Here is a 22,496-nt window from a genome sequence, read left to right as displayed (position 1 = left end):
AAGGCACGATAACTTTGGCGCTTGACGGGGCTGGCCGAGCATCATCTTAGTATCCAACTTTCGCGTAGATGAAATACGAGAAAGTTAGAAAAACTTGACAAATGAGGTGAATTATTCCAGCTTTCGCGTAGATGAAATACGAGAAAGACGGAAGATGCTCTATCTCATTGGCGAGAATCTGGACAGCGACCGCGCCCACTACCAAGCCGAAACAGGCCGGATCGTGCAGCTTATGCGCGGTATCTATGCCGATGCCGACGAGGATGTCGATGGCATCGTGCTGCGGCACGCCGTACGTATCGCCAACTATCTCTATCCGCGGGCTTATCTGTCCGCCGCCAGCGCCGTAATGCTCGCACCGACGCGGGATGGCCGATTGTTCATTAGTGGACCGCGTTCACAGCGCAGACGGATCAGGACACTGGAGATCATCCAGAATATGGCGCCAGCCCATCCCTCGACCGCACCCGCGCTAATCGCGGACGGGCTGGGAGAGCTCCGGATTGATGTCTCTTCGCTGCGGCAGCGTTTTCTCGAAGCCTTTCGTCTGCGCAGCGAACATGCTGCCTCGATTAATGAAGAAATACGCGCTTCACTCGCGGCGCGTTTGATCGAAGAATATGGTGACCCTAAAAACACTGCCGATGCGCTCTGGACGCTTGCACGTGAAAATGAATGGTACCGTGAGGGCGAGCAAGCCGAGCGCTACCTCCTGAAATCACCGTCTCTGATTGAAATGCGAAATGAAGCCGCGCTCAGCTTCACGGTGGCCTGGCACAGCAAGCCGATCGGTGAGCTGCACCATGACGGCTTTGAATGGCGTTGGACGGCCGAGAAGAACTTCAATCTGCCATTGGTGCAGCAGCGTACGCCCGGCAAGTTGCCGCCCTTCATTCTCTCGCTCTTGCCCGAAGGCTGGCTGGCGCGTGTGCTCAAGGAGAGTGATGAGCGCGCACTGCTTCGTTCCGGCAAGCGCTATATGTCGAACATCACGATCAGCTCTGATACCGCCGAAATTGCCGCGCTGCCGGCAGATCGGCTTTCAACTCGCCTAAGTGAATTCAGCACCGAAGGCGTGTTCATCGGGCGCTATGAGGGGCCGGCGCGCGGTGATATTGAGAACAGTTTTGAAGAAAAGCTCGCGCGCTTGTTTGCAAACTCGCAGACACCGCGCCTGTCCGGCGTGCAGATCAAGGCTCCGATGTTTCTTGACCCAAAAGGATGCCTTGTTCCCAGCACGACAGAGCCCTTCACGCATATACTTAAACCTGCCGGCACAAGCGGATTTCAGGCCCTGCCGATTATCGAGTATTTGTCGATGACCTTGGGGCAGGCTGCCGGGCTTGAAGCCCCGGACATCGTCTTGATCGGCATGCCGGACGGTATGCCGCCGGCGTTGATTGTGGAACGCTTTGATATCCGTAGCAGTGCCGATGATCACCGCCGTATTGCGCTCGAAGACATCTGCTCTGTTCTCGATTTGCCCCCCGAAGCCAAATATGACAGCACGATCGAGCGGATCGCGCGCGCCGTGCGTTCACTTTCCACCGCGCCCGAGGAAGACCTGAAGGTCATATTGAAGCGCGCGCTGTTTGCCTGGCTCATTGCCGATGGTGACATGCATCTTAAGAATCTTGCCTTGCTTAAGATCGCAGCGCCGGGCGCAGACACCTTTGAGAGCGTGAGGATGGCCCCGCTCTATGATGCGGTGACAACTCGCGTCTTTCCGGGGCTGCAGCATGATCGCATGGCGCTCAAGCTGGATGGCAAGGATGACCGGCTGCGCCGCGCTGACTTCCTACGCCTTGCCGCGACCGCCGGGATACCAGCACGCGCCGCCGATGCGGCTATCGATGAGCTCGTCAAGAGGTTTGCCACCGGGCTCGATCAGATCATCGTGCCGGATGTTCCAAACCTTGAAGCGGAGATCACGGCCAAGGCGGAGCAGATGCTGGAGTTGTGCCGCGAGCGGCTTGCGGTTTGGCACTAAGCCTTTCGGATGCCGCGTAACAAGAATGCAAGAAGGTTGTCTCTGGCACGCTCCTACACACGTCCGCTCTGGAGAAGCCGCATCGCAGCACCCAATGGCATGGTCAGGGTCAGGTTTGTACCGTTAGTGTTTGAAGCAATTCTCTCGGTGCCAAGTTACAAACTCCGTTCTTGGCCGGTTGGCTGGACGTTCAGGTGATAAGAGCTTTCCTGACGAATTGATCATCGCTGTCACGGCGTTCAAGTCGTTGCTGTGCCTCGAAACTAGAATGGAAAGATCATCGGCAAATCCCACCAATCCCCTGTCAAACATCCAATGTGCGGTTCCGGACAATGCTAGCCCATTGCTCACGATATCGGGGCCGTCATGTTCCACCGGTCTGATATGGGCGGCCTCAACCTCGGCACGCCCGCCGCCATTGATCAGGCGTCGCCCCGTAATCGCGCAACGTTCGCCATAAGTACGAAGAACATTCTTTCTGAAGTTGCGGTCGCGCACGGCGCGGTTGGTCAATTGGGTGACACGATCCCGCGCTGAGAAATGTTGAAAGGGCACCTGCGGGTCTTGGAAGCCAGGAATCTGCTTGATCTGATCAACGCGAGGCAGAAGATCATCATCTGGCCCAAGTCCGCGCTCCACAATCCGGGCAAAATCCTCTGCCGAGAGTGGCCCAAGAACCGCAAGACCGGCAAATTTATGCGCCCACGAGTATTCGGCTATGGCAGCTCGACTGGATACAACACGCGCTGGAAGACGATCTGCAAGCGGACTGGCATCCAATATCTGTCTGCGCACCCGGCTGGGCGGCATGGTTTTTTCACTGAATTGGTTGTGCGCCAGGGCGTCGATCCGGTCACCGCTGCCAAGGCTGGACGCTGGTCAGACCCCAATTTGCCGATGCGCATTTATGCCCATGCGGAGACGGACGAGGCCGATGTCAGGGCCCGTTTTCGTACAAACCATGTACAGGATGACCCTGTACAAACACCCAAACAGCAGAAATCAAAGAAGGAATAACGCTATGAACGGTTCCCTCCTAAGGGGCAGGTTATTGGTTCGAATCCAATCGGGGTCACCAACACGCTTTTCTTCGGCGGGATCGAACAGCATTGGACGTGGTGGATTGGACAGATATGGAGGGCCCATGACGCCCGTCCTTTACTCATTTCGACGCTGCCCTTACGCGATGCGCGCCCGTCTTGCTTTAGCAGTGAGCAATTGCGAAGTGGAGTTACGAGAAATCGCTCTTCGGAACAAGCCGCAGGCTTTCCTTGACGTTTCAAAAAGTGCCACTGTGCCATGTCTTGTCACGGCGGAAACGGTGATAGATGAAAGCCTCGACATCATGTTTTGGTCATTGAAGTGGGATGACCCCGAAGGGTGGCTTAAGATGCCCGAGGCGGGACTTGCTTGGATTGAACGGGCTGATGGACCATTTAAGTCCGCGCTGGATCGCACCAAGTATGCAAACCGGTACGAAGGCGTCGATCCTTCCGCGCAGCGCGATCAGGCATCCGATTTTCTGGCCGATCTCGATGCGCAGATCGATCTGTGGATGTTCGGCCGCCCCACGCTTGCGGACTTCGCGATCCTTCCTTTTGTCCGACAGTTCGCCTTTATTGATAAGGTCTGGTTCGATACGCAACCCTGGCCGGACTTGCAGGGATGGCTTGAGCGGTTCCTGGTATCGCAACGGTTCTTGGGCATGATGCAGAAGTATCCGCAGTGGCATAAAGGTGATGAACCGATACTTTTTCCATCCGGTGAACCCCCCTCCTGAAGGGATTTCGCTCCGACACATCGAATTTATTGCAGGCAAGCGCGTTTCTTTGAATTATTGATAGCACAAGGCAACGCGGACGGCCGAAAAGGGATAGAAAATGACGACGCAAACAGATGAGGGCGCCGCATATGGGGACTACTTAAAACGTCACACCGAAGCATTGATCAAAGATATTGGGTATGCCCGGGCCTGTGAGGTGTCGGGAAAATCCAAAGCGACGCTGGGGCGGTATGCGTCTTTGGCGCCGGAGAACTCTGATCGCTATATCCCGGTGAATGTTTTGCTGGAATTGGAGCGCGCTGCGTCATCGCCATTCGTGACCAAAGCCCTGGCCGAGCTTCAGGGAATGAGTTTGGAATACGACGAGAACAGAGAAGATTCTACCGGAGCGTTGAACACTGACGTCATCAAGCTTTCGCAGCGCTTTGCGAACCTGATGGGCGAGTACAATTACTCGATCGCGGATGGTGTGATTTCTCTGAATGAGGCGCGACGTTTGCTTGAAGAGACCAATTCGTTGCAACAGGTCCTGATGGATATGAAATTGCATTTGCAGAGTGATCCGTAGCACTCCCTTGATAATGGGGATCGGATGAAAGGCATCCGACCCCCAGTCCGACGGCCAGGCAATACACTCACTGTGGCAGTTACAACTGCGCGCCCACACAAATTTGGCCGTTTAGATACTCACGACTAAACCGCCTCGGCCGCACGACGCGAACATCGCGCGACCGAGGGGATCGGACCAAGAGACAACGGGGATGTTCGATGCCGGCCCGACAAGACAGAAGGTATGTGGTTGAAGGTTTTCATATAATGGGAAAATAACTGAGATCGCGTCATGTTTGGAATGAACCTGTTTTTTGAATGTAGGAAATTTTCACAAGAGTGAGGCGCTGGAGAGCTACGCCACGCAGGGCCTAACAATTCTCTTGGACTGGATTACAACGCCTGCTGCCTATGCCCAGATTGGTTTATTGGTTGCGGCTTATTTGCGGGCACTCGTTCTTTCGGCGTGGATGGGGCCGCGTATTGATCGACCGATCCGCCCTGCCCAGGAGAACCAACCCTCTTTCGCCACGGCGCGTCGTTTTGCTTTGATGTTTCCGCCGCTTTTGTTGCCAGTCCTAGCCTACGCATTGCTGCCCTCGGTGAGGAAGTCACGCGATCTCTTTTTGGATCGGGTGCGGTTATTGCCCTAAGCAAACGGTTCTTTGTCTTTCTCGCCTTTCGTCGTGTCGTCCGCGAGATTGTCACCGACCCCTTCGTGAAGACCATCGGCACATACGTCATGCTGCCTGTTGCGGGATTGTACGTGGCGGGCCTGCTCGATCCTGTTCTGGCCTCAAACGGCATCTCAATGGGCCGGATCAACTTTTCATTCCTGGCAATCGCGCGCAGTGATCGCGGGCTCTATCCTGTTCTGGCTCAGCCGCTGGTCTGCTGAGCATGGCACACCCTATATTCGCGCTCAGGAAAACATGCACCTGCCGACTCGCGAGCTTGCTGCCAAGGCCTTTGAGTTTGCAATCTTCGCCGTTGTTGGACTGGTCTTGTGAACATTATGGGGCTGGATCTGTCCGCCCCTGCACTTCTTGGCGGCGCGGTCGGTGTTGGTCTGGGCTTTGGTCTTCAAAAAATCGTGTCCAATTTCATATCGGGGATCATTCTACGACTGGCAGGGCAGGCGACAGTTGGTGATTTTTTGGAGCTCGATGGGGGAGAGAGCGGGACAATCATCCGCATCGGCGCACGCGCGACTATCCTTGAGACCTTCGACGGCAAATGGATTGTGGTGCCGAACGAAGACTACATCGCTTCGCGTATCATAAACTGGTCGGACAGTGGTTCTGGCAACCGCTACGAAGTTAAATTTTCTGCTAGCTATGACACAGACATCAATCTCATTCCGGACCTGATCAGCAAAGCCGTGATGAAGCATCCAGCCGTCCTGAGCGAACCGGAGGAGCCGGATGTGGACTTGCGCGCCTTTGGCGATGGTGGAGTTGAATTCGGAGTTGAGTTTTGGGTTGAGGGAATTCACGATGGACCCAACAAGTACATGTCCGAAGTGCGGTTTCTGATTTGGAACGCCCTGAAAGAGGCAAATATCGAGATCCCATTCCCACAGCGCGAAATCCGCTATCGGGAGGGACATGGACCAAGTTAGGTCATCTGAATGGCTTTTCGATCGATCGACAGAATGTACCCTTGTCGCGCCACTGTGCGGACCAACAATTCTGCCACCATCTGATTTCCCAGCGCATCTCGGAGACGTTTGATTCGCGTGGCCCCGGCGGCTTCTTCGCAATCGGCTGCATTGCGTCCAGAAATAACTGCTTCGATCTCGGCACCTGACAAGACATCCCCGTCCATGCGGGCTTCTGCAAGGACTGAAAGTGTTTCTATCGCGGCACCGGTCAGTTTGAACTCCATATCGTTCAGCGCAACAATGTTTTCATCTCGATTGATAACAAGGGACGAAACCTGAATGCCTTGTCTTTCAATCATTCCGATGCGCCGGTTAAGGATCACGATGGTGACAACAAACACCAGCGAGGCAATCAGAAGCCCGGTCGCAAAAAGCATCAGAACAAAGATCACAACACGATAGCTTCCTAAGGTCTCGGAAAAGGCCGTGCCGGATTGTGCAAGAATCTCAAGCAGTTTGATTTCGGCTTCTGACGTCAGATCGGCGTTTTCAATAAACAGCTGTTCCACGCGGGCATTGAATGCATTCGCGTCCGGCAGGCTCCACAACAGAAAAGCCGCGGCGCTTCCTAGGATCAGGACGACCGCCACAATGCCAAGAGCGACAACACGGGTTCCCGCAGTGCGCGTTTCAGTAACGGAGGTAGAATTCACCCGCATCCCGCTTTTTTGCCTCTAGTCCTGTTTCGTCGAAGACAGATACTACCTGTAACAACATCCAGCCACCGGCGGCAACGCGTTGGGACACTTTGTCCGACACAGCGCCCGACATTTCGCAGGGCTGCACGTTCACCTCAACAACACCATAATGCAGGCGCAGCGGGTCTTCCTGTTTGGCTTTATAGTCGGCGAAACATTCCGCGATGGCGCCGGTAGCGGACCCCAACGCCAGACATCCGGCCAAAAGACTGATCACAATATATCTCATGAGCGCGACCCTGCGGGTTTGGGACTCGAAAATCAATAACAGGCGTAAGTGCGGCGGCTGTTATCTCATATCAGCATGGAGATATTGCTTGTCGCAGTTCCCCCACCCCAATTTGGTTTCAAGCCAACCACGGCGCATCTGTCGAACATGGGGGAGTGAAGATGAAGCTTTTAACCACGCTGATCCTGAGCATAGCGTTCGCTGGCTCAACGGTGACATCCGCAAGCGCAGACAGCGAAGATCTCGCGAAGGCAATCGCCGGGATCGCAGCGGTCGCCATCATTGCCAAGCTGCTTGATGATCGAAAAGACCGTCGCCGCGAAGCTACGGCAACGGTTGGGGCCAGTCGCTTGGGCTCCGTCGAGCGATCAGGCACAGATCACGGACGCCAAGGGGTCCGCAACACAATCCGCCCCTTTGATCGCCATGGCCCAAAGGCGGGGCGTGGGTACAAGAAGACGCCTTTGCCAAGGTCCTGCCTCCGGGTGGTCGAAACCGGGCGGCGCGACAGGCTTGCCTATGGCGGGCGATGTCTGAGCCGGAATTTCCGCTTTGCTTCAAAGCTGCCTGACCGCTGTGAAACCGCTGTGCGCACCAACCGTGGGTTCCGCACTGTCTATGGCGCGCGCTGTCTGGAACGCGACGGTTGGAAAGTCGCACGGCGATAAGTCGTCGAAATAGAACACCGGCACGGGCATCCCGCACATCTCCGTCAGTGCCGGCGGGTCGGGGCTTCATCCCCCCGACCCGACGATTTAACGAGTGCGATGGTGCTTCTCACGAGTGGGTGGGTACGAGTTTGGGCGGTCCTTCGGCAACGAAGGGCCGCCCTTTACTTGTAAAGAGGCGCGAAGTTGTGGTTTCTGGCGCCATGGGGCCAGACTTTGAAGAAGAACAACGACTGCTGAGTGCGGGCTTTTCGGTGATCGTGGGTGTCGATGAGGTTGGACGCGGACCTTTGGCCGGACCTGTGACGGCTGCAGCGGTTGTTCTGCGCCCGGATCAAATTCCGGAAGGGTTGGCGGATTCAAAGAAATTGAGCGCTAAGCGCCGTGACTATCTTGCGGAAGAGATCCGGAAGGTCGCTTGGGTTTCTGTGGCACATGCCAGCGTCGAGGAAATCGATGTTCTGAACATTCTGCAAGCATCCCACCTCGCTATGTGTCGAGCAATAGAGGGGATCGGATTTTCAGTGGACCATGCACTGATCGACGGCAATATGATCCCGCGCGACATTAAGTGTCCCGCAACCGCTTTGATCAAAGGAGACGGTCGTTCGGTATCGATTGCTGCCGCTTCCATTGTCGCAAAAGTGGTGCGCGATCGCATCATGGTGGATTTGGCGCAACAGCATCCCGGCTATGGATGGGAAAAGAATGCGGGATATCCGACAAAAGCGCATCGCGTGGCGCTGGAAGATCTTGGTGTGACCCCTCACCATAGACGTTCGTTTAAGACCGTCCACAATATGTTGTGACAAGAGAATTTCTTAACCTGTTGATTCAAAAAAGAATTTGACGGCGAATCACCTTTGACTCATCTTTAGGCCAACAAACACACCACCCCGGGACAGGGTGAGGGACAGAGGCAGAGATGACGATAAAGACGGAAAAACCTACGGCCCAGCTGCCGTTGAATACAATTTTGGACGGTGACTGCATTGAAACAATGCTAAGCCTTCCAGAGAGCTCGGTTGATCTGATTTTCGCGGATCCACCCTACAATTTGCAGTTGAAGGGCGACCTTCATCGTCCTGACAATTCCAAGGTCGATGCGGTAGATGATGCGTGGGATCAATTTGGAAGCTTTGCCCACTACGACCGCTTCACCAAGGATTGGCTGGCCGCTGCGCGCCGCTTGCTGAAGCCCAACGGCGCCCTTTGGGTAATAGGGTCTTACCACAATGTGTTTCGGCTTGGTGCCGAGTTGCAGAACCAAGGCTATTGGATTTTGAACGACGTTGTGTGGCGCAAATCGAACCCGATGCCCAATTTCCGGGGCAAACGCCTGACCAACGCTCACGAGACGCTGATCTGGGCGTCCAAGGGCGAGGGCTCAAAATATACTTTCAACTACGAGGCCTTGAAGGCGCTAAACGAAGGTATTCAGATGCGGTCCGATTGGGTGCTTCCAATCTGCACCGGCCACGAGCGGCTGAAGGACGCCAACGGCGACAAAGCCCACCCAACGCAGAAACCTGAATCTCTGTTGCATCGTGTTCTGCTTGGCACGACCAACCCGGGCGATGTCGTGTTGGATCCGTTCTTTGGGACGGGAACGACTGGGGCTGTGGCGAAAATGCTTGGCCGCGAGTTCATCGGGATCGAACGCGAGGCGATGTATCGCTCCGTTGCACAGAAGCGTATCGCAAAAGTACGGAAGTTCGACAAAGCTGCGCTTGAGGTCACCGCCTCGAAACGCTCAGAGCCGCGCGTGCCGTTTGGCCAACTGGTCGAGCGTGGGATGCTCCGCCCGGGTGAAGTGCTAACGTCTCCCCGCGGGCAGGCTGCGAAAGTACGCGCCGACGGGACGCTGATTGCCGACGAAATTAAAGGGTCGATCCATCAAGTAGGGGCCGCCCTGGAAGGCGCGCCAAGCTGCAATGGCTGGACGTATTGGAATTTCCGCAAGGAAGGCAAAATGGTATCGATCGACGTGCTGCGTCAGCAGATTCGATCAGAGATGAACTGAATTATTTTAAATACCGCCGGTGCCTGTGGCCGCCCACAGCACTGACCTTGGCCCCGCTTTTCTAAAGCGGGGCCCTTTTTATGCGATGCGAGCAACCACGTAGTCTGCAAGATCGCTCAACATCTCTTTGACCGGATGCTCAGGAAGGATATCCATCGCCTCTTTCGCCTTAGCCGTCCAGAAAAGAGCATCTTCCCGCGTCGCGGCCATTGTCTCGTGCTTTGCGATCAAAGCGAGCGCGTGGTCAAGATCACCGTCTTGCTGGTCGCCCTTTTCAATGGTTCGCTTCCAAAATATGCGCTCGTCGTCATCGGCCTTTGCGATGGCCTTAATCACGGGCAGCGTCAGTTTGCGTTCTCTGAAATCATCCCCGATATTTTTGCCTGTGGCGCTCGCGTCCCCGCCGTAGTCCAAAAGATCATCGGCAATCTGGAACGCGACCCCAAGGGCATCGCCATAGGTGTGTAGCGCAGTCACCTCGATCTGTGGGGCATCGGCAATAACGCCGCCTACTTCACAAGCCGCCGCAAAAAGAGCAGCGGTTTTTCCACGCACAACCTGAAGGTAGATGTCTTCTGTGGTCTCAAGATTAGCGGCAGCGGTAAGCTGCAGGACTTCACCTTCTGCAATGGTTGCGGCTGCATGCGAGAGAATACGCAGCACATCCAGCGACCCCGTTTCAGTCATCAACTGGAACGACCGCGCAAACAGGTAATCACCCACAAGGACAGAAGATTTATTGTCCCAAAGGAGGTTCGCCGTCGGCCGCCCGCGTCGTTGGGCGCTTTCGTCGACAACGTCGTCGTGAAGAAGCGTTGCGGTATGAATGAATTCGACTGTTGCCGCCAACCGCAGGTGGTTGTCGCCGTCGTAGCCAAGCATCCGTGCAGCAGCGAGGGTCAGCATAGGGCGGAGCCGCTTGCCGCCTGCTTCGATCAAATGCGCAGTCACCTCGGGGATGCGTGGCGCATGCTTTGACGCCATGCGTTCGCGGATAAGTGAATTCACGCACGCCATATCACTTTCCAAAAAGGCAGCGAGGCGTTCGTGGGGTTTCAAGGCAAAGTCAGCGTCCAGGCTCATCACAGGCTCGTCAGGTTACTCGACAAACCCGTCGGTCTGCCATTATGTCCATTCCATGAAAGAGTTATTGCGCACCAACGACCCGACTTTGATCGCCTTCGCACAAGCTCTGCTTGGAGGCGAGGATATAGACTGCTTCGAGTTCGACGTCCACACGAGCGTGCTTGAGGGCAGCATCGGCATATTGCCTCGGCGGCTGATGGTACGAACAAAGGATCATTTCCGCGCAAGCGCTGTTTTGCGTGACAACGAGATCCCGTTGGGAGAATGACCGAAACCACTGAGGACAAGTTCCTTGGCGGGTCTCTGAGCCTGTTGCAGCCCAAGACGGGCTACCGTGCCGGGGCGGATCCGGTTCTGCTCGCGTCCGCCGTGGATGCCCTGGCGACCCAAAGCGTTCTTGAACTTGGTTGCGGTGTCGGAGTTGCATTATTTTGTTTGATGCAGCGGGTCCCGGGTTTGGATGTGATAGGGATTGAGCGTCACCCCGATCTCGCCGAATTGGCCTGTGCGAATGCAGAGAAAAACGGGCTTAGGGCAACTATCGTAACCGCGGACCTTACTGACCTGCCTGCTGAGATAAGGGCGCTTTCGTTCGATCATGTGCTCGCGAACCCGCCGTTCTTCGACAGATCGCGCGGAACACCCTCGACAGAGTATACGCGAGAGGCGGGCAGGGGCGAGGCCACGCCTTTAGAGCTTTGGATTGATGTCGCAGTTCGGCGCCTTGTGCCGGGTGGGCACCTGACGCTCATTCAGCGCACAGAGCGCATCCAGGACATTCTGCGCGCGATGGATCACCGGCTTGGAAGCATCCGTATCGTGCCTTTGGTCGCCCGAGAGGGGCGTGATGCGCAGAACGTAATTGTGATTGCGCGAAAAGGCGGACGCGGCGCTGTTTCATTGGAAGCCCCATTTGTGCTGCATGACGGTTCCAGCCATGATGTTGATAGGGAAAGCTATTCACCGCAGGCAAAAAAGATCCTACGCGACGGCCTGGGCCTTTTAGATGCCAGATTAATCACTAGGTAAAGTTAATGGCGTAACAAAAGTCTCAACTTTTCGACGGGCAATGCGTGACACGGATCAAGAAACGTGATGCACTTCTAGGAGTAGACAAAAAGAGGAGTACGACTATGAACTTGGGTTCACACCTTAAGGAACTCCGAAACAAGCACGACACACTCTCTCAGGAAATTGAACAGGCGCAGCGCAGCCCGGCTTTCGAAGATATTCAGATCACGGCGCTTAAACGGCAAAAGCTAAAAATCAAAGAAGAAATCGAGCGGCTTAGCTTGTCAACGAACGCTTAAGCGATCCTCGACAGAGGCCGCTGCTACAAAACGGCGGCCTATGTCGAGGGCAAGTATTTCCGTCGTCTGGCTTCCGATCCAGTCAAGGAAAGCCTTTATATGTGGCCGTTTCTCGGCACCATTCGCGCAGATCAACCGGTAATGCGCTTGGGTCGTCAGCGACAAATCGAATGGCATGACAAGACGCCCCTCCGCGAGATCGCGCGCCGCAAGAGAGACGCGCCCCAGCATAACGCCGGTTCCGGTTAGGGCTGCATCCAACGCGTGGTCAGCTTGGCTGAAGCGCAACCCTCCGGATGGCGGCGCACCCAGCCCCGCGGCGGTAAACCATGCTGGCCATTGGATGCTGGGTTTCAGGAACGCGATGTCGTCTTGATGCAAAAGAACAGCATTTTTGAGGTCATCCGGTGTTTCAATAGTTTCCGCCAACTCTGGCGACATCATCGGCGTTACCCATTCGTGGATGATACTTCTTGTGAAGACATCCTCGTCATGGGGCATACCAAAGCGGATCGCGACATCTACATCATCACGATTGAAATCCAAAAGTCGCAGCGTGGCCGTAAACCGCAGTTCGATCTCTGGATATGCCTGGGCAAAAGCGAACATGCGCGGGGCAAGCCACTTCGCCGTAAAGGCCGGTCCCGCAGTTACGGTTATGGTCGAGTTGTCTGCAAGGCGCCGGGCCCCTCGCCAAGCAGTGGTAAGGGCTTCGAAACCGTCACGGGTTCCCGGGACAAGAAGGCGTCCTGCCTCGGTCAGGTCAACGGCGCGGTTAAGGCGACGAAACACTGGCAGGCCCAAGTGGTCTTCTAGCGACTTGATCTGAAACGAGAGCGCCGCTGGCGTAACGTTCAGCTCATCAGCAGCTTTGGCGAATGACATGTGCCGAGCCGCCGCGTCAAACGCTCGAAGGGCTGTCAAAGGAGGAAGGTGATTGCTCATGTCGCACAAGTAAAACTTAACTGAAGCTTATACAAGTCTCGTTTGTATGAGATGTTAGCGTACGCCATATACAACTCAGATAAGGAACACTGAGACAAGGAGCCAAAAGATGATCGAGACAATCAGAGACGCCCGCATGCGTGACGCCATTCGAAAAGCGCACTCCGAACGTGCCGCTGCTTTCGCAAATATCCTCGGCCGTATCTTTACCAATCGCTGAGTTTTGCATGTCATCGCGGATCGAAAAAGGGCCGCCCATTATGGGGCGGCCCTTTTCCACTTGTATGAGCTTTTGCGGCTGATGGAGTCAGGCGAAGAACTGAGCACCGTTTGCTGAGATCGTCGAGCCATTGATAAAACCTGCATCGTCAGATGCGAGGAAGACAACACAGCGCGCAATTTCTTCCGGTTCGCCAAGACGGCCAGCCGGAATTTGACTGATGATTGAGTCACGAACCTTCTCGGGGACAGCCATAACCATCTCGGTTGCGATATACCCCGGACAGATCGCATTCGCAGTTATACCAGCGCGCGCGCCTTCCTGAGCAAGCGATTTCACGATACCCAGATCGCCGGCCTTTGTTGCCGCATAGTTAACTTGAGCGAACTGACCCTTTTGGCCGTTAATCGACGAGATCACGATGACCCGACCAAACTTCCGCTCACGCATGCCCGGCCAGACCGGATGCACAGTGTTGAAAACACCGGTCAGGTTTGTGTCGATCACTTCATGCCACTGCTCGGGTGTCATTTTGTGGAAGGGTGCGTCGCGAGTAATTCCGGCATTGGCAACCACCACGTCGATTGGGCCAATATCGGCTTCAACCTGTGCGATTCCAGCTTTGGACGCCTCATAATCCGCAACATTCCACTTGTATGTCTTGATACCCGTCTCCGCTGTGAAAGCCGCGGCTTTCTCGTCGTTGCCTGCATAGGTTGCCGCAACTTCGTAGCCGTCAGCTTTTAGCGCTTTAGAGATAGCTTCCCCAATACCGCGGGTTCCGCCCGTCACCAGTGCTACACGTCCCATTTGATCTCCCTCCAATTTAGTCTTCATGCTCGACCGAAACGTCACCCTTTCTGAAATACCTCAGGGGGAATTGGTCGAAGGCCAAGAGGGGGCCGCGCCCCCTCACCACCACGCGGCCAGATCAGGCCGCGCAAATTTTCACGGACGCTCGATGCAAACTGCGACACCCATGCCGCCACCAATGCAAAGCGTTGCGAGACCTTTTTTGACATCCCGACGTTGCATCTCAAACAACAGCGTATTCAGAACCCGGGCTCCTGATGCACCGATCGGGTGGCCGATCGCAATCGCGCCGCCGTTCACGTTGACGATTGCAGGGTCCCAACCCATGTCTTTGTTCACAGCGCAGGCCTGAGCCGCAAAAGCTTCGTTTGCTTCAACAAGATCAAGGTCAGCAACGCTCCAGCCCGCTTTGTCGAGGGCCTTGCGCGACGCATAAATTGGGCCAACGCCCATAATGGATGGATCAAGGCCGGCGGTTGCGTAGGATGCAATCCGCGCAAGTGGCTGGATGCCACGCTTTTCGGCGTTGTCCGCGCTCATCAGTAACACGCCAGCCGCACCATCGTTTAGTCCCGAGGCGTTGGCCGCAGTAACCGAACCGTCTTTTGTGAATGCCGGGCGCAGCTTCTGCATGCTCTCGATGGTCGCGCCGTGACGGATGTACTCGTCTTTGTCGACCACGATGTCGCCTTTGCGCGTCTTGATCGTGTACGCGATGACCTCATCATCAAACTTACCAGCCTTCTGGGCTGCTTCAGCTTTGTTCTGACTGGCAACGGCGAATTCGTCCTGCATCTCGCGGGTGATCTGCCATTGATTTGCAACGTTCTCAGCTGTCTGACCCATGTGATAGCCGTTGAAAGCATCCCATAGGCCGTCTTTGATCATTGTATCGATAAACTGCAGGTCACCCATTTTCTGGCCTGCGCGGATCGCTTGAGCGTGTGGACTCATCGACATGTTTTCTTGACCGCCCGCGACAACCACGTCCGCATCGCCCAACATAATGTGCTGGGCGCCAAGAGCGACCGTGCGAAGGCCCGAGCCGCAGACCTGGTTGATCGACCAAGCCGAGCTTTCCTTTGGAAGGCCCGCATTGATGTGCGCCTGGCGGGCGGGGTTTTGACCCTGAGCCGCGGTGAGCACCTGACCAAGAATAGTTTCCGAGACTTCTGACTTGTCGATGCCTGCACGTTCGACGAGGGCCTCAATTACAGCGGCCCCCAGATCATGTGCGGGCGTATTGGCAAAGCTGCCACAGAAGCTTCCGACGGCTGTCCGTCCTGCGCTGGCGATAACGACATTGGTCATGTGTGTCTCCTCTCATGTCCGTGTTTGGATAAAACGATTGCCCCAACCAAATTTGAGCGGACCCTATGCAGTTGCAGAAAAAACAGCAACTGCCAGAACGGCGCCTTTTGGCATACCCGCTATGCCGTTAGCGACCATAGTAGAGGCTGACGACATGTTTTGCTTCGGCAAAAAAGAGCCAGCGTTGCGCAGCTACGCCCGCAAAATGCGACACGACCGCGAGCAGGGCGAAAACGTGGTAGAACGGCAGCAGAAGCAGCACGACCGGGACAACAACAGCAAGGATTATGGAAATAATCTTAAGGGTTTGCGCGTGTTTGCGACCCACGCGAAACGCCATCTCATGTGTCAGGTAGTTTCCACCTGTATGGGGCGATTCAAACGCCCGGACGGTACCGATAGTTCCCAGTCCCGTAGCCGTCGCAAGTGACGTATCTGAAGCCGCTTCTTTGCGATCCTGATCGACCCAGGCAAAAACCTGCAAAACGCCAAGAGCCACTAATAGAGGTGTCGCAACGCTGACTTGTCCGGCCATCAGAAGGCCTCCGACAATAGCGTAGGCCATAAAGAGCACCGGAGGGGACCAGTGATTCCACCGTGGCACAGTCTTCAACTGCGTATAGATCATCGACGTCGTGAAGACCGTTAACAGTGAGAGCGCCGCGCCAATCCAACCGAGGATTGCGATGCGCGTATCGGTGAAGATGATCAAAGCAGCATAAATGCCCATGACAGCCATGGCAGCTGCTGCGGCCCAGGCTTCTCGCGAAAGCCAGCTGGATCGCCATTGTGAGAATGATTTCAGAGCGCGTTCCGGATGCCCGAGGTGGAAAGTGGCTGAGATCAATCCCCCCCCAGCCAAAGCAAAGCCGACTGCAAAGAAAATGAATGCGACCCAGCCGCTGACGTCCGGGAGCCCAAGACCAAGCATGGTCAAAAGGCCAAACCCGAGACCTGACAGCGTGGAGAACATAATGATCGACGGCGCCGGATGCATTAGCCGATCCTTTCAAGCGTTTTGTCGAGCCAACCGAGGAAGCCTGCAGCCTCCTCTGCGACGGGCTCGAGGTAAGGGGCGAGAATGTCGAATTCGGGAACTTCGTCTTTGATCCGAGGCGGCAAGTACTTGTTCACCGGGGCGGTGCCTTGTTCGGGCATCAGGTCAAATCCGCCGCGCTCGGCAACCAGTTTGGACACATCGCTTTCGGGATCCGAGAGATCGCCGAAGTGGCGGGCACCGGTAGGGCAGGTCCGTACGCAAGCAGGCTGGCGATCTTCTTCGGGCAGGTTTTCGTTATAAATCCGATCTACGCACAGCGTGCATTTCTTCATCACCTTCTCGGAAGGATCCAATTCGCGCGCGCCGTAAGGGCAGGCCCAGGCGCACAGCCCGCACCCGATACAGTCGCTTTCATTGACCAGAACGATGCCGTCTTCCACGCGCTTATAACTCGCACCAGTTGGGCAGACAGTGACGCAGGGTGCGTCCGCGCAGTGAAGACAGCTTTTTGGGAAGTGGAACAGTTGGGCTGGCCCGCCCGTGTCTGGCTCGACTTCATAGCTGTGAATTCGATTGAGGAAGCTCCCAACCGGCTCTGCTCCGTAGGCATCACTATCCGCAAGCGGCGCGCCATAGTTTTCGGTGTTCCAACCTTTGCAGGCCGTGACGCAGGCATGACAGCCGACGCATGTGTCTAGGTCGATGACCAGACCAAGCGTTTTTTCGGTATGGGTGGGAAGTGAGGTCATAAGCCCACCTTCTGTTTGACGGTTTCGGGCGCTTTGGGCACCGGGCTTTTTTGTGCCGGGTGAGCCGGAAGAGATTCTTTTGGCGCAGAAACTTTTTCGATCTTCACGCGCAGATCGAACCATGCCGCTTGGCCAGTTATCGGGTCGGAATTCGCCCAGCGCAAACCGTCACCTTTAGAAGGCAACAACTCATGAATGATATGGTTCAACAGGAAGCCCTTGGTGGCTTCTGGCGCGTCCTCGTCCAGCGCCCAAGCGCCTTTGCGTTTTCCAATCGCATTCCACGTCCAGATGGTATTCTCATTCAAAGCCGCCATGTGCATGACCGGGACTGTGATTTCACCATGGGGCGAGGTGACCCGCGCCCAGTCACCCTCGGCAAAGCCGTTGGCCTCCCAAAGCTTGGTTGGCACGTAGAGCGGGTTGCGTCCATGGATTTGGCGCAGCCAGGCGTTTTGCGAGCCCCAGGAGTGGTACATCGCCATTGGGCGCTGGGTCAGAGCATGAACTGTAAAGCGTTCATCAGCGTCCGAGAACGGAGCGTACCAGATGGGAAGCGGATCCATCGTTTCGGCGTAACGCGCTTTCAGATGTTCCGGTGGCTGGCGACGATGCTTGCCTTCAGCGGCAAGCTGAAACTTGCGCAGCGGTTCGCACCAGAGTGTGAAGATGTACGGTGTGGGCGCATCAAAGATACCGGTTTTTACCGCCCAATCCTGATAGGCCATATTCCATGGCTTATAGAACTCGGCCTCTTCGGGAATGTGGCTGATCCAGAAGCTACCGTTCTCTTTGTATTTCTCGATCTGGTCCGGGTTTGGCGCACCACGGCCGTGGTCCTCGCCATCGCCGCGCCACCCGGCAAGGGGACCGATGCCCGGTTTGCGTTCGTGGTTCTGAATATAGTCGGCGTAGTCGGCGTATTTCTGGCCGCCATCTTCGTTGGTGAAGCCAGGCAGTTCTAACATTCCGCCAAGTTCGCACAGCACGGACTGAAAGCCCCGGACGTCACGGTCCGGCTCGACCACAGGCCATCGGATGGCATCTGCAGCGGCACCCGCTTCACAAATCGGGCGGTCCAGGAGAGAAATGCAGTCGTGGCGTTCCAGGTATGTTGTATCTGGCAAGATCAGGTCGGCGTAGGCGACCATCTCGGATGAATAGGCGTCGGAGTAGATGATATTCGGGATCACATAATCGCCGTTTTCGTCCTTATCGGTCAGCATCTGCATGACGCCGGACGTATTCATCGACGAGTTCCACGCCATGTTTGCCATGTAGAGCATCAGCGTGTCGATCTTGTAGGGGTCGCCCGCATGCGCGTTCGAAATCACCATATGCATCATGCCATGAGCCGACATTGGGTTTTCCCACGAGAAGGCTTTGTCGATGCGCTTGGCTGTGTTGTCGTCGTTGATCAAAAGATCGTCCGGGCCGTGCACGAAGCCAAGGTGCGGGCCATCAAGCGGCTTGCCGGCTTGAGCGTTGGCGTGCGGTTTTGGATGCGCGGTCGCAGGCTTTGGATAAGGTGGCTTAAAACGGAAGCCGCCCGGGACTTCCACCGACCCAAGAATGATCTGCAAAAGGTGCAACGCGCGGCAGGTCTGGAAGCCGTTTGAATGAGCCGAGATACCACGCATCGCGTGAAAGGCGACGGGGCGACCGATCATCTTCTTGTGCGTTTCGCCGCGGAAATCGGTCCATTCCCGATCAAGCTCGATGGCGTCATCAAAAGCGACACGCGCAATGTCTGCTGCAATCGCACGAATGCGCTTGGCGTCTATACCGACTTTTTCTGCGATAGTCTCGGGCGCGTACTCGTCAGTGAGGTAACGTTCGGCCATATGGTGAAGAACGGGACGGTGGGTGAAGCCCGCATGGCGCCACGAGCCGGAAAGATCTGGCTGAACGCCTTTTCCGTCGAATGCGGCGGGTTTGCCGGTGCGGCGATCAACGACCAAAGCCTTCCCGGCTTCGTCGCGCAGGATCAGACCGAATTCGTCGGAGCCTTCATCACCGTTTACAAGGCAAGGTGCATCAGTGAGGCGGGCCAGGTAGTCGAGGTCGATCCGACCCGCTTTCATCAGACAATGGACGAGACTTAGGATGAAGAGGCCATCTGTGCCGGGTGTGATGCCGACCCAATCGTCCGCCACAGCATTATAGCCGGTACGGATTGGGTTCACGCCGATAACGCGCGCGCCACGCTTTTTCAGCTTTCCGATACCCATTTTGATCGGGTTGCTATCGTGATCTTCAGCGACACCGAACAACATGAAAAGCTTGGTGCGATCCCAGTCTGGTTGACCAAACTCCCAGAATGCGCCTCCCATCGTGTAGATGCCAGCAGCTGCCATATTGACCGAGCAGAAGCCGCCATGCGCTGCGTAATTAGGTGTTCCGAAGCCCTGCGCCCAGAACGAGGTAAAGCTTTGCGACTGATCCCGACCGGTAAAAAAGGCCAGCTTTTTGGGGTCGGTGTCCCGTATCGGTTTCAGCCAGGAAACGGCTGTTTCCAACGCTTCTTTCCAAGAGATTTCTTCAAATTCACCAGATCCGCGGGGCCCAACCCGTTTCATCGGCGCGCGCAGGCGCGCCGGAGACAGATGCTGCATGATCCCGGCCGACCCTTTGGCGCAAAGGACGCCTTGGTTCACCGGATGGTCTTTGTTGCCTTCGATATAGGCAACCTGACCGTCTTTCATGTGAACATTAATGCCGCAGCGACAGGCACACATGTAACAGGTCGTCTTCCGAATTTCGTCCGATACCTTCGGTGACGTGTCGAGCGATGGCTGCGGCATGATATCTCCCTTTGGTAAGTCATATCCGGCTTCTATGCCTGACGCGACTCCCATTCATCGGTTTGATTTAAAAGGCATACCGTCCAACGATTAGGTCCAACAGAATTGCGATGTTAAGTCCAGATGAGTCGCCTTGCCCGATTGGTGTGCTGGGGCTAGGGTTTCGTCAAAGGAGCTACGCCCATGAAATGCGTTTTTGTTCAGATTAGGTGCCGTCCAGGGAAGACCTATGAGGTCGCGCGCGACATCTATTTGCGCGAAATTGTCTCGGAACTATACTCGACCAGTGGCGACTTTGATCTGATGGCTAAAATCTATGTGCCAGAAGACAAAGACATCGGTGTCTATCTAAACGACGGCCTGTTGGACATTCCGAACATCGACAGATCGCTGACAACATTGACCTTTAAGGCAATTCATACTGAAGGCGCCTAAGACTTACGATGCCTGGCTGTTGCGCTCGATGTAGCCGCGCAGGTCTTCTGCTTCGTTGCGGGCGTTTCGCAAACCTTCCATTGCCGCGTTCAGTTCGGCTTCGGTTTGCGCCATTCGGTTGGAAAGCTCGGCCTCGCGTTGCTGCATATAGGTGACCGCCTGATCGCGTTCTTCCTCGGCCCGATGCAACTCCTGCGCCATCCGGTCCAAATCATCCATGTCCGAGCGCGTGACCCGTGTGATCCTACTAATCAGCCAATGCGCAAACCAACCGGCCATGAAGGCAACGAAAAGAATAGCGGCTGTGGCAAAAATGAGCTCGGTGCCATTCATTGGCTGGCATCCTCTACGGCAGCGTTGGCGCCGGTATCTTCCCCCACCGGTTCCGGCAGCACAAGGCGGAATTCGATTCGTCTGTTCGCCTCGCGTCCGACATCTGTGTCATTGTCGGCAATGGCTTGGGTTTCGCCGTAGCCTTTCGCCGTAAGATTTGATGTCAAAACGCGACGCGCCATAATCGCGTTCAAAACGGCGTCCGCGCGCGCTTGGGACAACTGCTGGTTCATCACTTCGCGTCCTTGACTATCGGTGTGTCCGCCGATCTCGATCTTCACGGTTTGACAGTCGCGCAGCAGATCGGAAATCGAGTCAATCGTGGCCATCGCATCATCTTCAATGTCTGTTGAAGACGGGGCAAAAGTGATCTTCTGCTGAGCGACTGCAGCGTTAATCTGCTCGACACATTCTTCTGGCGTCGGCAATGCCGCGAGTGGATCAAGGGCTTCAGAATACCTGACGTCCAGAGCGAAATTAGCACCCTCGGGCAGCTTCGAGGAGAGAATACGTGTGATTTCAGCGCGCGCTTCCTGTCGACCTGAAACACCTGAGATCTTGATGCTATCGGTCGTTACAATCGCGGCTCCGTTATTCAAAAGAGCAAGGGATTCCAAAGCCGCCAAAACACGGGTCGGCCATCCGGACGGCAGCGAGGTATCGGTCCGCGTTGCAGGGTAGACATTGCTCGACCCGAAATGAGCGGCGGCGAAATTACGGACAGCGGTTTGCGTCAAATCATCTCCAAGGCGTCCACGCAATTGAACCAGCCCCTCGGGCGAGCGTGTGGCGACGAATTCCGGTTGCGCTCCGTCCTCGGCAATCTGGCTGTCGTTCTCAAGGCGGACTGCGCTGAGGGAAAAGACGTCCGGAAGTTCCCCTTCAAGCTCGCCAATTGCGCGATCAAATAGGACTTGCTGTGTGCCTTGCGCAGCGACAAGCGAAATGTCGGCATTGGAAAGCGTAACGGTGCCCGAGCCGATTGCATTCAGGGCGTTAATGCTGGCGGCTGCGGCCTCGGCCCACTGGGTTGATGGGGTGCCTAAACCCAGCGGGCATGCGATGTCTCCGGTCAAGCCGGCCGAAATGGCGGCTGCCAGAATGGTGTCGCGGGCTTGTTCTGTATCCGCAGAGCAGGCATCGAACCTTGCGCCGTTCGTGTCTTTCAAAAACCGCAGCGTAAAGGGAGCGATTACCGGGCGTGGTGAGGTGATATTTAACGCCAGTGCGACGCCGGAGGGCGCATCGCGGTTTAGTTCACGTTCTATCCGGCGTTTGGCGTCCGGATCGATAGCAGCAGCCGTGATCGCCACGCGGTTAGGCGAAATAGAAACCTTGGAGCGGGGCAAAGTTTCGAGCGCATTGAGACCAAAAGTCAAAGCACGCTCCCATCCGGGCGGCGGGGCATAGTCGGCACTTTCCAGCAGATCGGTGATCTGCGCGGTGCTGGCAATGCGACGGGCGCGCTCAAGTATGGTGGCGGGATCGGATTCAGTTGGCACAAGTCCGATCAGAGAAATGCCGTTATCGTTTTTTAGGATCTCGATTGAAAAATCCGGCGCGACCAAGGCTGCAGTCGCTGTTACATCCATGCGATCGCTAATGCGGGACGCGTCTACAATCCGGCCCGCGGCTGAAAGCGCCCCGAAACGTGTGGCCTCATTCGGAGCCGTCCCAAAAAGTGCGACCTGAAGGCCATCCGTCGTGACTTCCGCCCAATCGTTCCCACTTTGCGACAGAACCAGCCCGATGTCGGTCGCAGTCTTTTGTTCAATCCGTTCCTTCGCCCAGAACGCGACGCCCAGACAACCGGCTCCCGCGATCAAGATCGCCAGAGCATGGGGCAAATAGGATTTCAAATCGATGGGTGAGGTTGCGCTCATGTCG

General features: G+C 55.8%; 26 protein-coding genes. 14 read left to right on the top strand and 12 right to left on the bottom strand.

All coding sequences use genetic code 11. The annotated features are described in order from the left end of the window. Positions 1 to 154 precede the first annotated feature (154 nt). The gene (locus Q1B15_RS18735; protein WP_299756626.1) at positions 155 to 1,990 is read left to right on the top strand and encodes a type II toxin-antitoxin system HipA family toxin; all 1,836 of its coding nucleotides are present in this window, start codon (positions 155 to 157) and stop codon (positions 1,988 to 1,990) included. Between the two features lie 123 nt (positions 1,991 to 2,113). Here Q1B15_RS18735 and Q1B15_RS18730 read toward each other — a convergent pair whose 3' ends face one another. Further along, positions 2,114 to 2,413, bottom strand: coding sequence for an HNH endonuclease (locus Q1B15_RS18730; protein ID WP_299756633.1), 300 nt, complete (start codon positions 2,411 to 2,413; stop codon positions 2,114 to 2,116). On the opposite strand from Q1B15_RS18730, the gene Q1B15_RS18725 reads away from it, so the two are divergent. The 6 genes from Q1B15_RS18725 (at position 2,357) to Q1B15_RS18700 (ending at position 5,943) form a co-directional block, all read left to right on the top strand. Continuing rightward, a complete protein-coding gene (locus Q1B15_RS18725) occupies positions 2,357 to 2,527 on the top strand; it encodes a hypothetical protein (protein WP_299756635.1) in 171 nt (56 codons plus the stop codon). The genes Q1B15_RS18730 and Q1B15_RS18725 overlap by 57 nt on opposite strands. 27 nt (positions 2,528 to 2,554) lie before the next feature. Continuing rightward, a complete protein-coding gene (locus Q1B15_RS18720) occupies positions 2,555 to 3,007 on the top strand; it encodes a hypothetical protein (protein WP_299756624.1) in 453 nt (150 codons plus the stop codon). Positions 3,008 to 3,134: 127 nt separating this feature from the next. Next, complete coding sequence (locus Q1B15_RS18715) at positions 3,135 to 3,770, top strand: glutathione S-transferase (RefSeq protein ID WP_299756621.1); 636 nt, start codon at positions 3,135 to 3,137, stop codon at positions 3,768 to 3,770. A 100-nt stretch (positions 3,771 to 3,870) separates the two neighbouring features. Continuing rightward, complete coding sequence (locus tag Q1B15_RS18710; RefSeq protein ID WP_299756619.1) at positions 3,871 to 4,341, top strand: phage regulatory CII family protein; 471 nt, start codon at positions 3,871 to 3,873, stop codon at positions 4,339 to 4,341. A gap of 699 nt (positions 4,342 to 5,040) precedes the next feature. Next, a complete protein-coding gene (locus Q1B15_RS18705; protein WP_299756616.1) occupies positions 5,041 to 5,220 on the top strand; it encodes a hypothetical protein in 180 nt (59 codons plus the stop codon). Between the two features lie 117 nt (positions 5,221 to 5,337). Further along, complete coding sequence (locus Q1B15_RS18700) at positions 5,338 to 5,943, top strand: mechanosensitive ion channel domain-containing protein (protein ID WP_299756630.1); 606 nt, start codon at positions 5,338 to 5,340, stop codon at positions 5,941 to 5,943. On the opposite strand, the gene Q1B15_RS18695 is transcribed toward Q1B15_RS18700, so the two are convergent. After that, entirely contained in the window at positions 5,940 to 6,644 is a 705-nt protein-coding gene (locus tag Q1B15_RS18695; protein ID WP_299756614.1) for a hypothetical protein, read from the bottom strand. The two genes, Q1B15_RS18700 and Q1B15_RS18695, sit on opposite strands and share 4 nt — an antisense overlap. Next, positions 6,616 to 6,912 carry a hypothetical protein gene (locus tag Q1B15_RS18690; protein ID WP_299756611.1) on the bottom strand — a complete coding sequence of 99 codons (297 nt, stop codon included), beginning with the start codon at positions 6,910 to 6,912 and terminating at the stop codon, positions 6,616 to 6,618. The genes Q1B15_RS18695 and Q1B15_RS18690 overlap by 29 nt, the downstream gene beginning before the upstream one ends. Before the next feature lie 161 nt (positions 6,913 to 7,073). On the opposite strand from Q1B15_RS18690, the gene Q1B15_RS18685 reads away from it, so the two are divergent. The 3 genes from Q1B15_RS18685 to Q1B15_RS18675 all read left to right on the top strand — a co-directional run bounded on the left by Q1B15_RS18685 (position 7,074) and on the right by Q1B15_RS18675 (position 9,603). Then, the gene (locus tag Q1B15_RS18685; RefSeq protein ID WP_299756608.1) at positions 7,074 to 7,580 is read left to right on the top strand and encodes a hypothetical protein; all 507 of its coding nucleotides are present in this window, start codon (positions 7,074 to 7,076) and stop codon (positions 7,578 to 7,580) included. Between the two features lie 203 nt (positions 7,581 to 7,783). Then, the gene (locus Q1B15_RS18680) at positions 7,784 to 8,389 is read left to right on the top strand and encodes a ribonuclease HII (RefSeq protein WP_299756628.1); all 606 of its coding nucleotides are present in this window, start codon (positions 7,784 to 7,786) and stop codon (positions 8,387 to 8,389) included. Between the two features lie 116 nt (positions 8,390 to 8,505). Beyond that, positions 8,506 to 9,603 carry a site-specific DNA-methyltransferase gene (locus tag Q1B15_RS18675; protein WP_299756606.1) on the top strand — a complete coding sequence of 366 codons (1,098 nt, stop codon included), beginning with the start codon at positions 8,506 to 8,508 and terminating at the stop codon, positions 9,601 to 9,603. 78 nt (positions 9,604 to 9,681) lie between these two features. Here Q1B15_RS18675 and Q1B15_RS18670 read toward each other — a convergent pair whose 3' ends face one another. Then, the gene (locus Q1B15_RS18670) at positions 9,682 to 10,686 is read right to left on the bottom strand and encodes a polyprenyl synthetase family protein (RefSeq protein ID WP_299756604.1); all 1,005 of its coding nucleotides are present in this window, start codon (positions 10,684 to 10,686) and stop codon (positions 9,682 to 9,684) included. A 55-nt stretch (positions 10,687 to 10,741) separates the two neighbouring features. Between Q1B15_RS18670 and Q1B15_RS18665 the strand changes: the two genes are divergently transcribed. The 3 genes from Q1B15_RS18665 to Q1B15_RS18655 all read left to right on the top strand — a co-directional run bounded on the left by Q1B15_RS18665 (position 10,742) and on the right by Q1B15_RS18655 (position 11,999). Continuing rightward, positions 10,742 to 10,957, top strand: coding sequence for a DUF2007 domain-containing protein (locus Q1B15_RS18665; protein WP_299756602.1), 216 nt, complete (start codon positions 10,742 to 10,744; stop codon positions 10,955 to 10,957). Further along, entirely contained in the window at positions 10,954 to 11,718 is a 765-nt protein-coding gene (locus Q1B15_RS18660; protein ID WP_299756600.1) for a methyltransferase, read from the top strand. Before Q1B15_RS18665 ends, Q1B15_RS18660 begins: the two co-directional genes overlap by 4 nt. Before the next feature lie 104 nt (positions 11,719 to 11,822). Further along, on the top strand, positions 11,823 to 11,999 hold the full coding sequence (locus Q1B15_RS18655) for a DUF465 domain-containing protein (RefSeq protein ID WP_299756597.1): 177 nt from the start codon (positions 11,823 to 11,825) through the stop codon (positions 11,997 to 11,999). On the opposite strand, the gene gcvA is transcribed toward Q1B15_RS18655, so the two are convergent. The 6 genes from gcvA to Q1B15_RS18625 form a co-directional block, all read right to left on the bottom strand. Continuing rightward, on the bottom strand, positions 11,985 to 12,944 hold the full coding sequence (gene gcvA / locus Q1B15_RS18650; protein ID WP_299756595.1) for a transcriptional regulator GcvA: 960 nt from the start codon (positions 12,942 to 12,944) through the stop codon (positions 11,985 to 11,987). The two genes, Q1B15_RS18655 and gcvA, sit on opposite strands and share 15 nt — an antisense overlap. Positions 12,945 to 13,251: 307 nt before the next feature. Continuing rightward, positions 13,252 to 13,974: an acetoacetyl-CoA reductase gene (phbB, locus tag Q1B15_RS18645; protein WP_299756593.1), complete on the bottom strand. Its 723-nt coding sequence runs from the start codon at positions 13,972 to 13,974 to the stop codon at positions 13,252 to 13,254. Between the two features lie 138 nt (positions 13,975 to 14,112). Beyond that, positions 14,113 to 15,288 carry an acetyl-CoA C-acetyltransferase gene (locus Q1B15_RS18640; RefSeq protein WP_299756592.1) on the bottom strand — a complete coding sequence of 392 codons (1,176 nt, stop codon included), beginning with the start codon at positions 15,286 to 15,288 and terminating at the stop codon, positions 14,113 to 14,115. 127 nt (positions 15,289 to 15,415) lie between these two features. Next, positions 15,416 to 16,285 carry a DmsC/YnfH family molybdoenzyme membrane anchor subunit gene (locus Q1B15_RS18635; RefSeq protein ID WP_299756589.1) on the bottom strand — a complete coding sequence of 290 codons (870 nt, stop codon included), beginning with the start codon at positions 16,283 to 16,285 and terminating at the stop codon, positions 15,416 to 15,418. Then, positions 16,285 to 17,037, bottom strand: coding sequence for a 4Fe-4S dicluster domain-containing protein (locus Q1B15_RS18630; RefSeq protein WP_299756587.1), 753 nt, complete (start codon positions 17,035 to 17,037; stop codon positions 16,285 to 16,287). The genes Q1B15_RS18635 and Q1B15_RS18630 overlap by 1 nt, the downstream gene beginning before the upstream one ends. Beyond that, positions 17,034 to 19,841: a molybdopterin oxidoreductase family protein gene (locus tag Q1B15_RS18625; protein ID WP_299756585.1), complete on the bottom strand. Its 2,808-nt coding sequence runs from the start codon at positions 19,839 to 19,841 to the stop codon at positions 17,034 to 17,036. The genes Q1B15_RS18630 and Q1B15_RS18625 overlap by 4 nt, the downstream gene beginning before the upstream one ends. A 183-nt stretch (positions 19,842 to 20,024) precedes the next feature. On the opposite strand from Q1B15_RS18625, the gene Q1B15_RS18620 reads away from it, so the two are divergent. Continuing rightward, positions 20,025 to 20,276: an Lrp/AsnC ligand binding domain-containing protein gene (locus tag Q1B15_RS18620; protein WP_299756583.1), complete on the top strand. Its 252-nt coding sequence runs from the start codon at positions 20,025 to 20,027 to the stop codon at positions 20,274 to 20,276. Positions 20,277 to 20,279: 3 nt separating this feature from the next. Here the strand turns inward: Q1B15_RS18620 and Q1B15_RS18615 are convergent, their stop codons facing one another. Then, a complete protein-coding gene (locus Q1B15_RS18615) occupies positions 20,280 to 20,609 on the bottom strand; it encodes a hypothetical protein (protein WP_299756581.1) in 330 nt (109 codons plus the stop codon). Continuing rightward, complete coding sequence (locus Q1B15_RS18610) at positions 20,606 to 22,492, bottom strand: OmpA family protein (RefSeq protein ID WP_299756579.1); 1,887 nt, start codon at positions 22,490 to 22,492, stop codon at positions 20,606 to 20,608. Before Q1B15_RS18610 ends, Q1B15_RS18615 begins: the two co-directional genes overlap by 4 nt. Positions 22,493 to 22,496: the final 4 nt, after the last annotated feature.

Source organism: uncultured Boseongicola sp., assembly GCF_937988555.1.
Lineage (GTDB): Bacteria > Pseudomonadota > Alphaproteobacteria > Rhodobacterales > Rhodobacteraceae > Boseongicola.
This window is presented reverse-complemented; position numbering and strand designations above follow the sequence as displayed.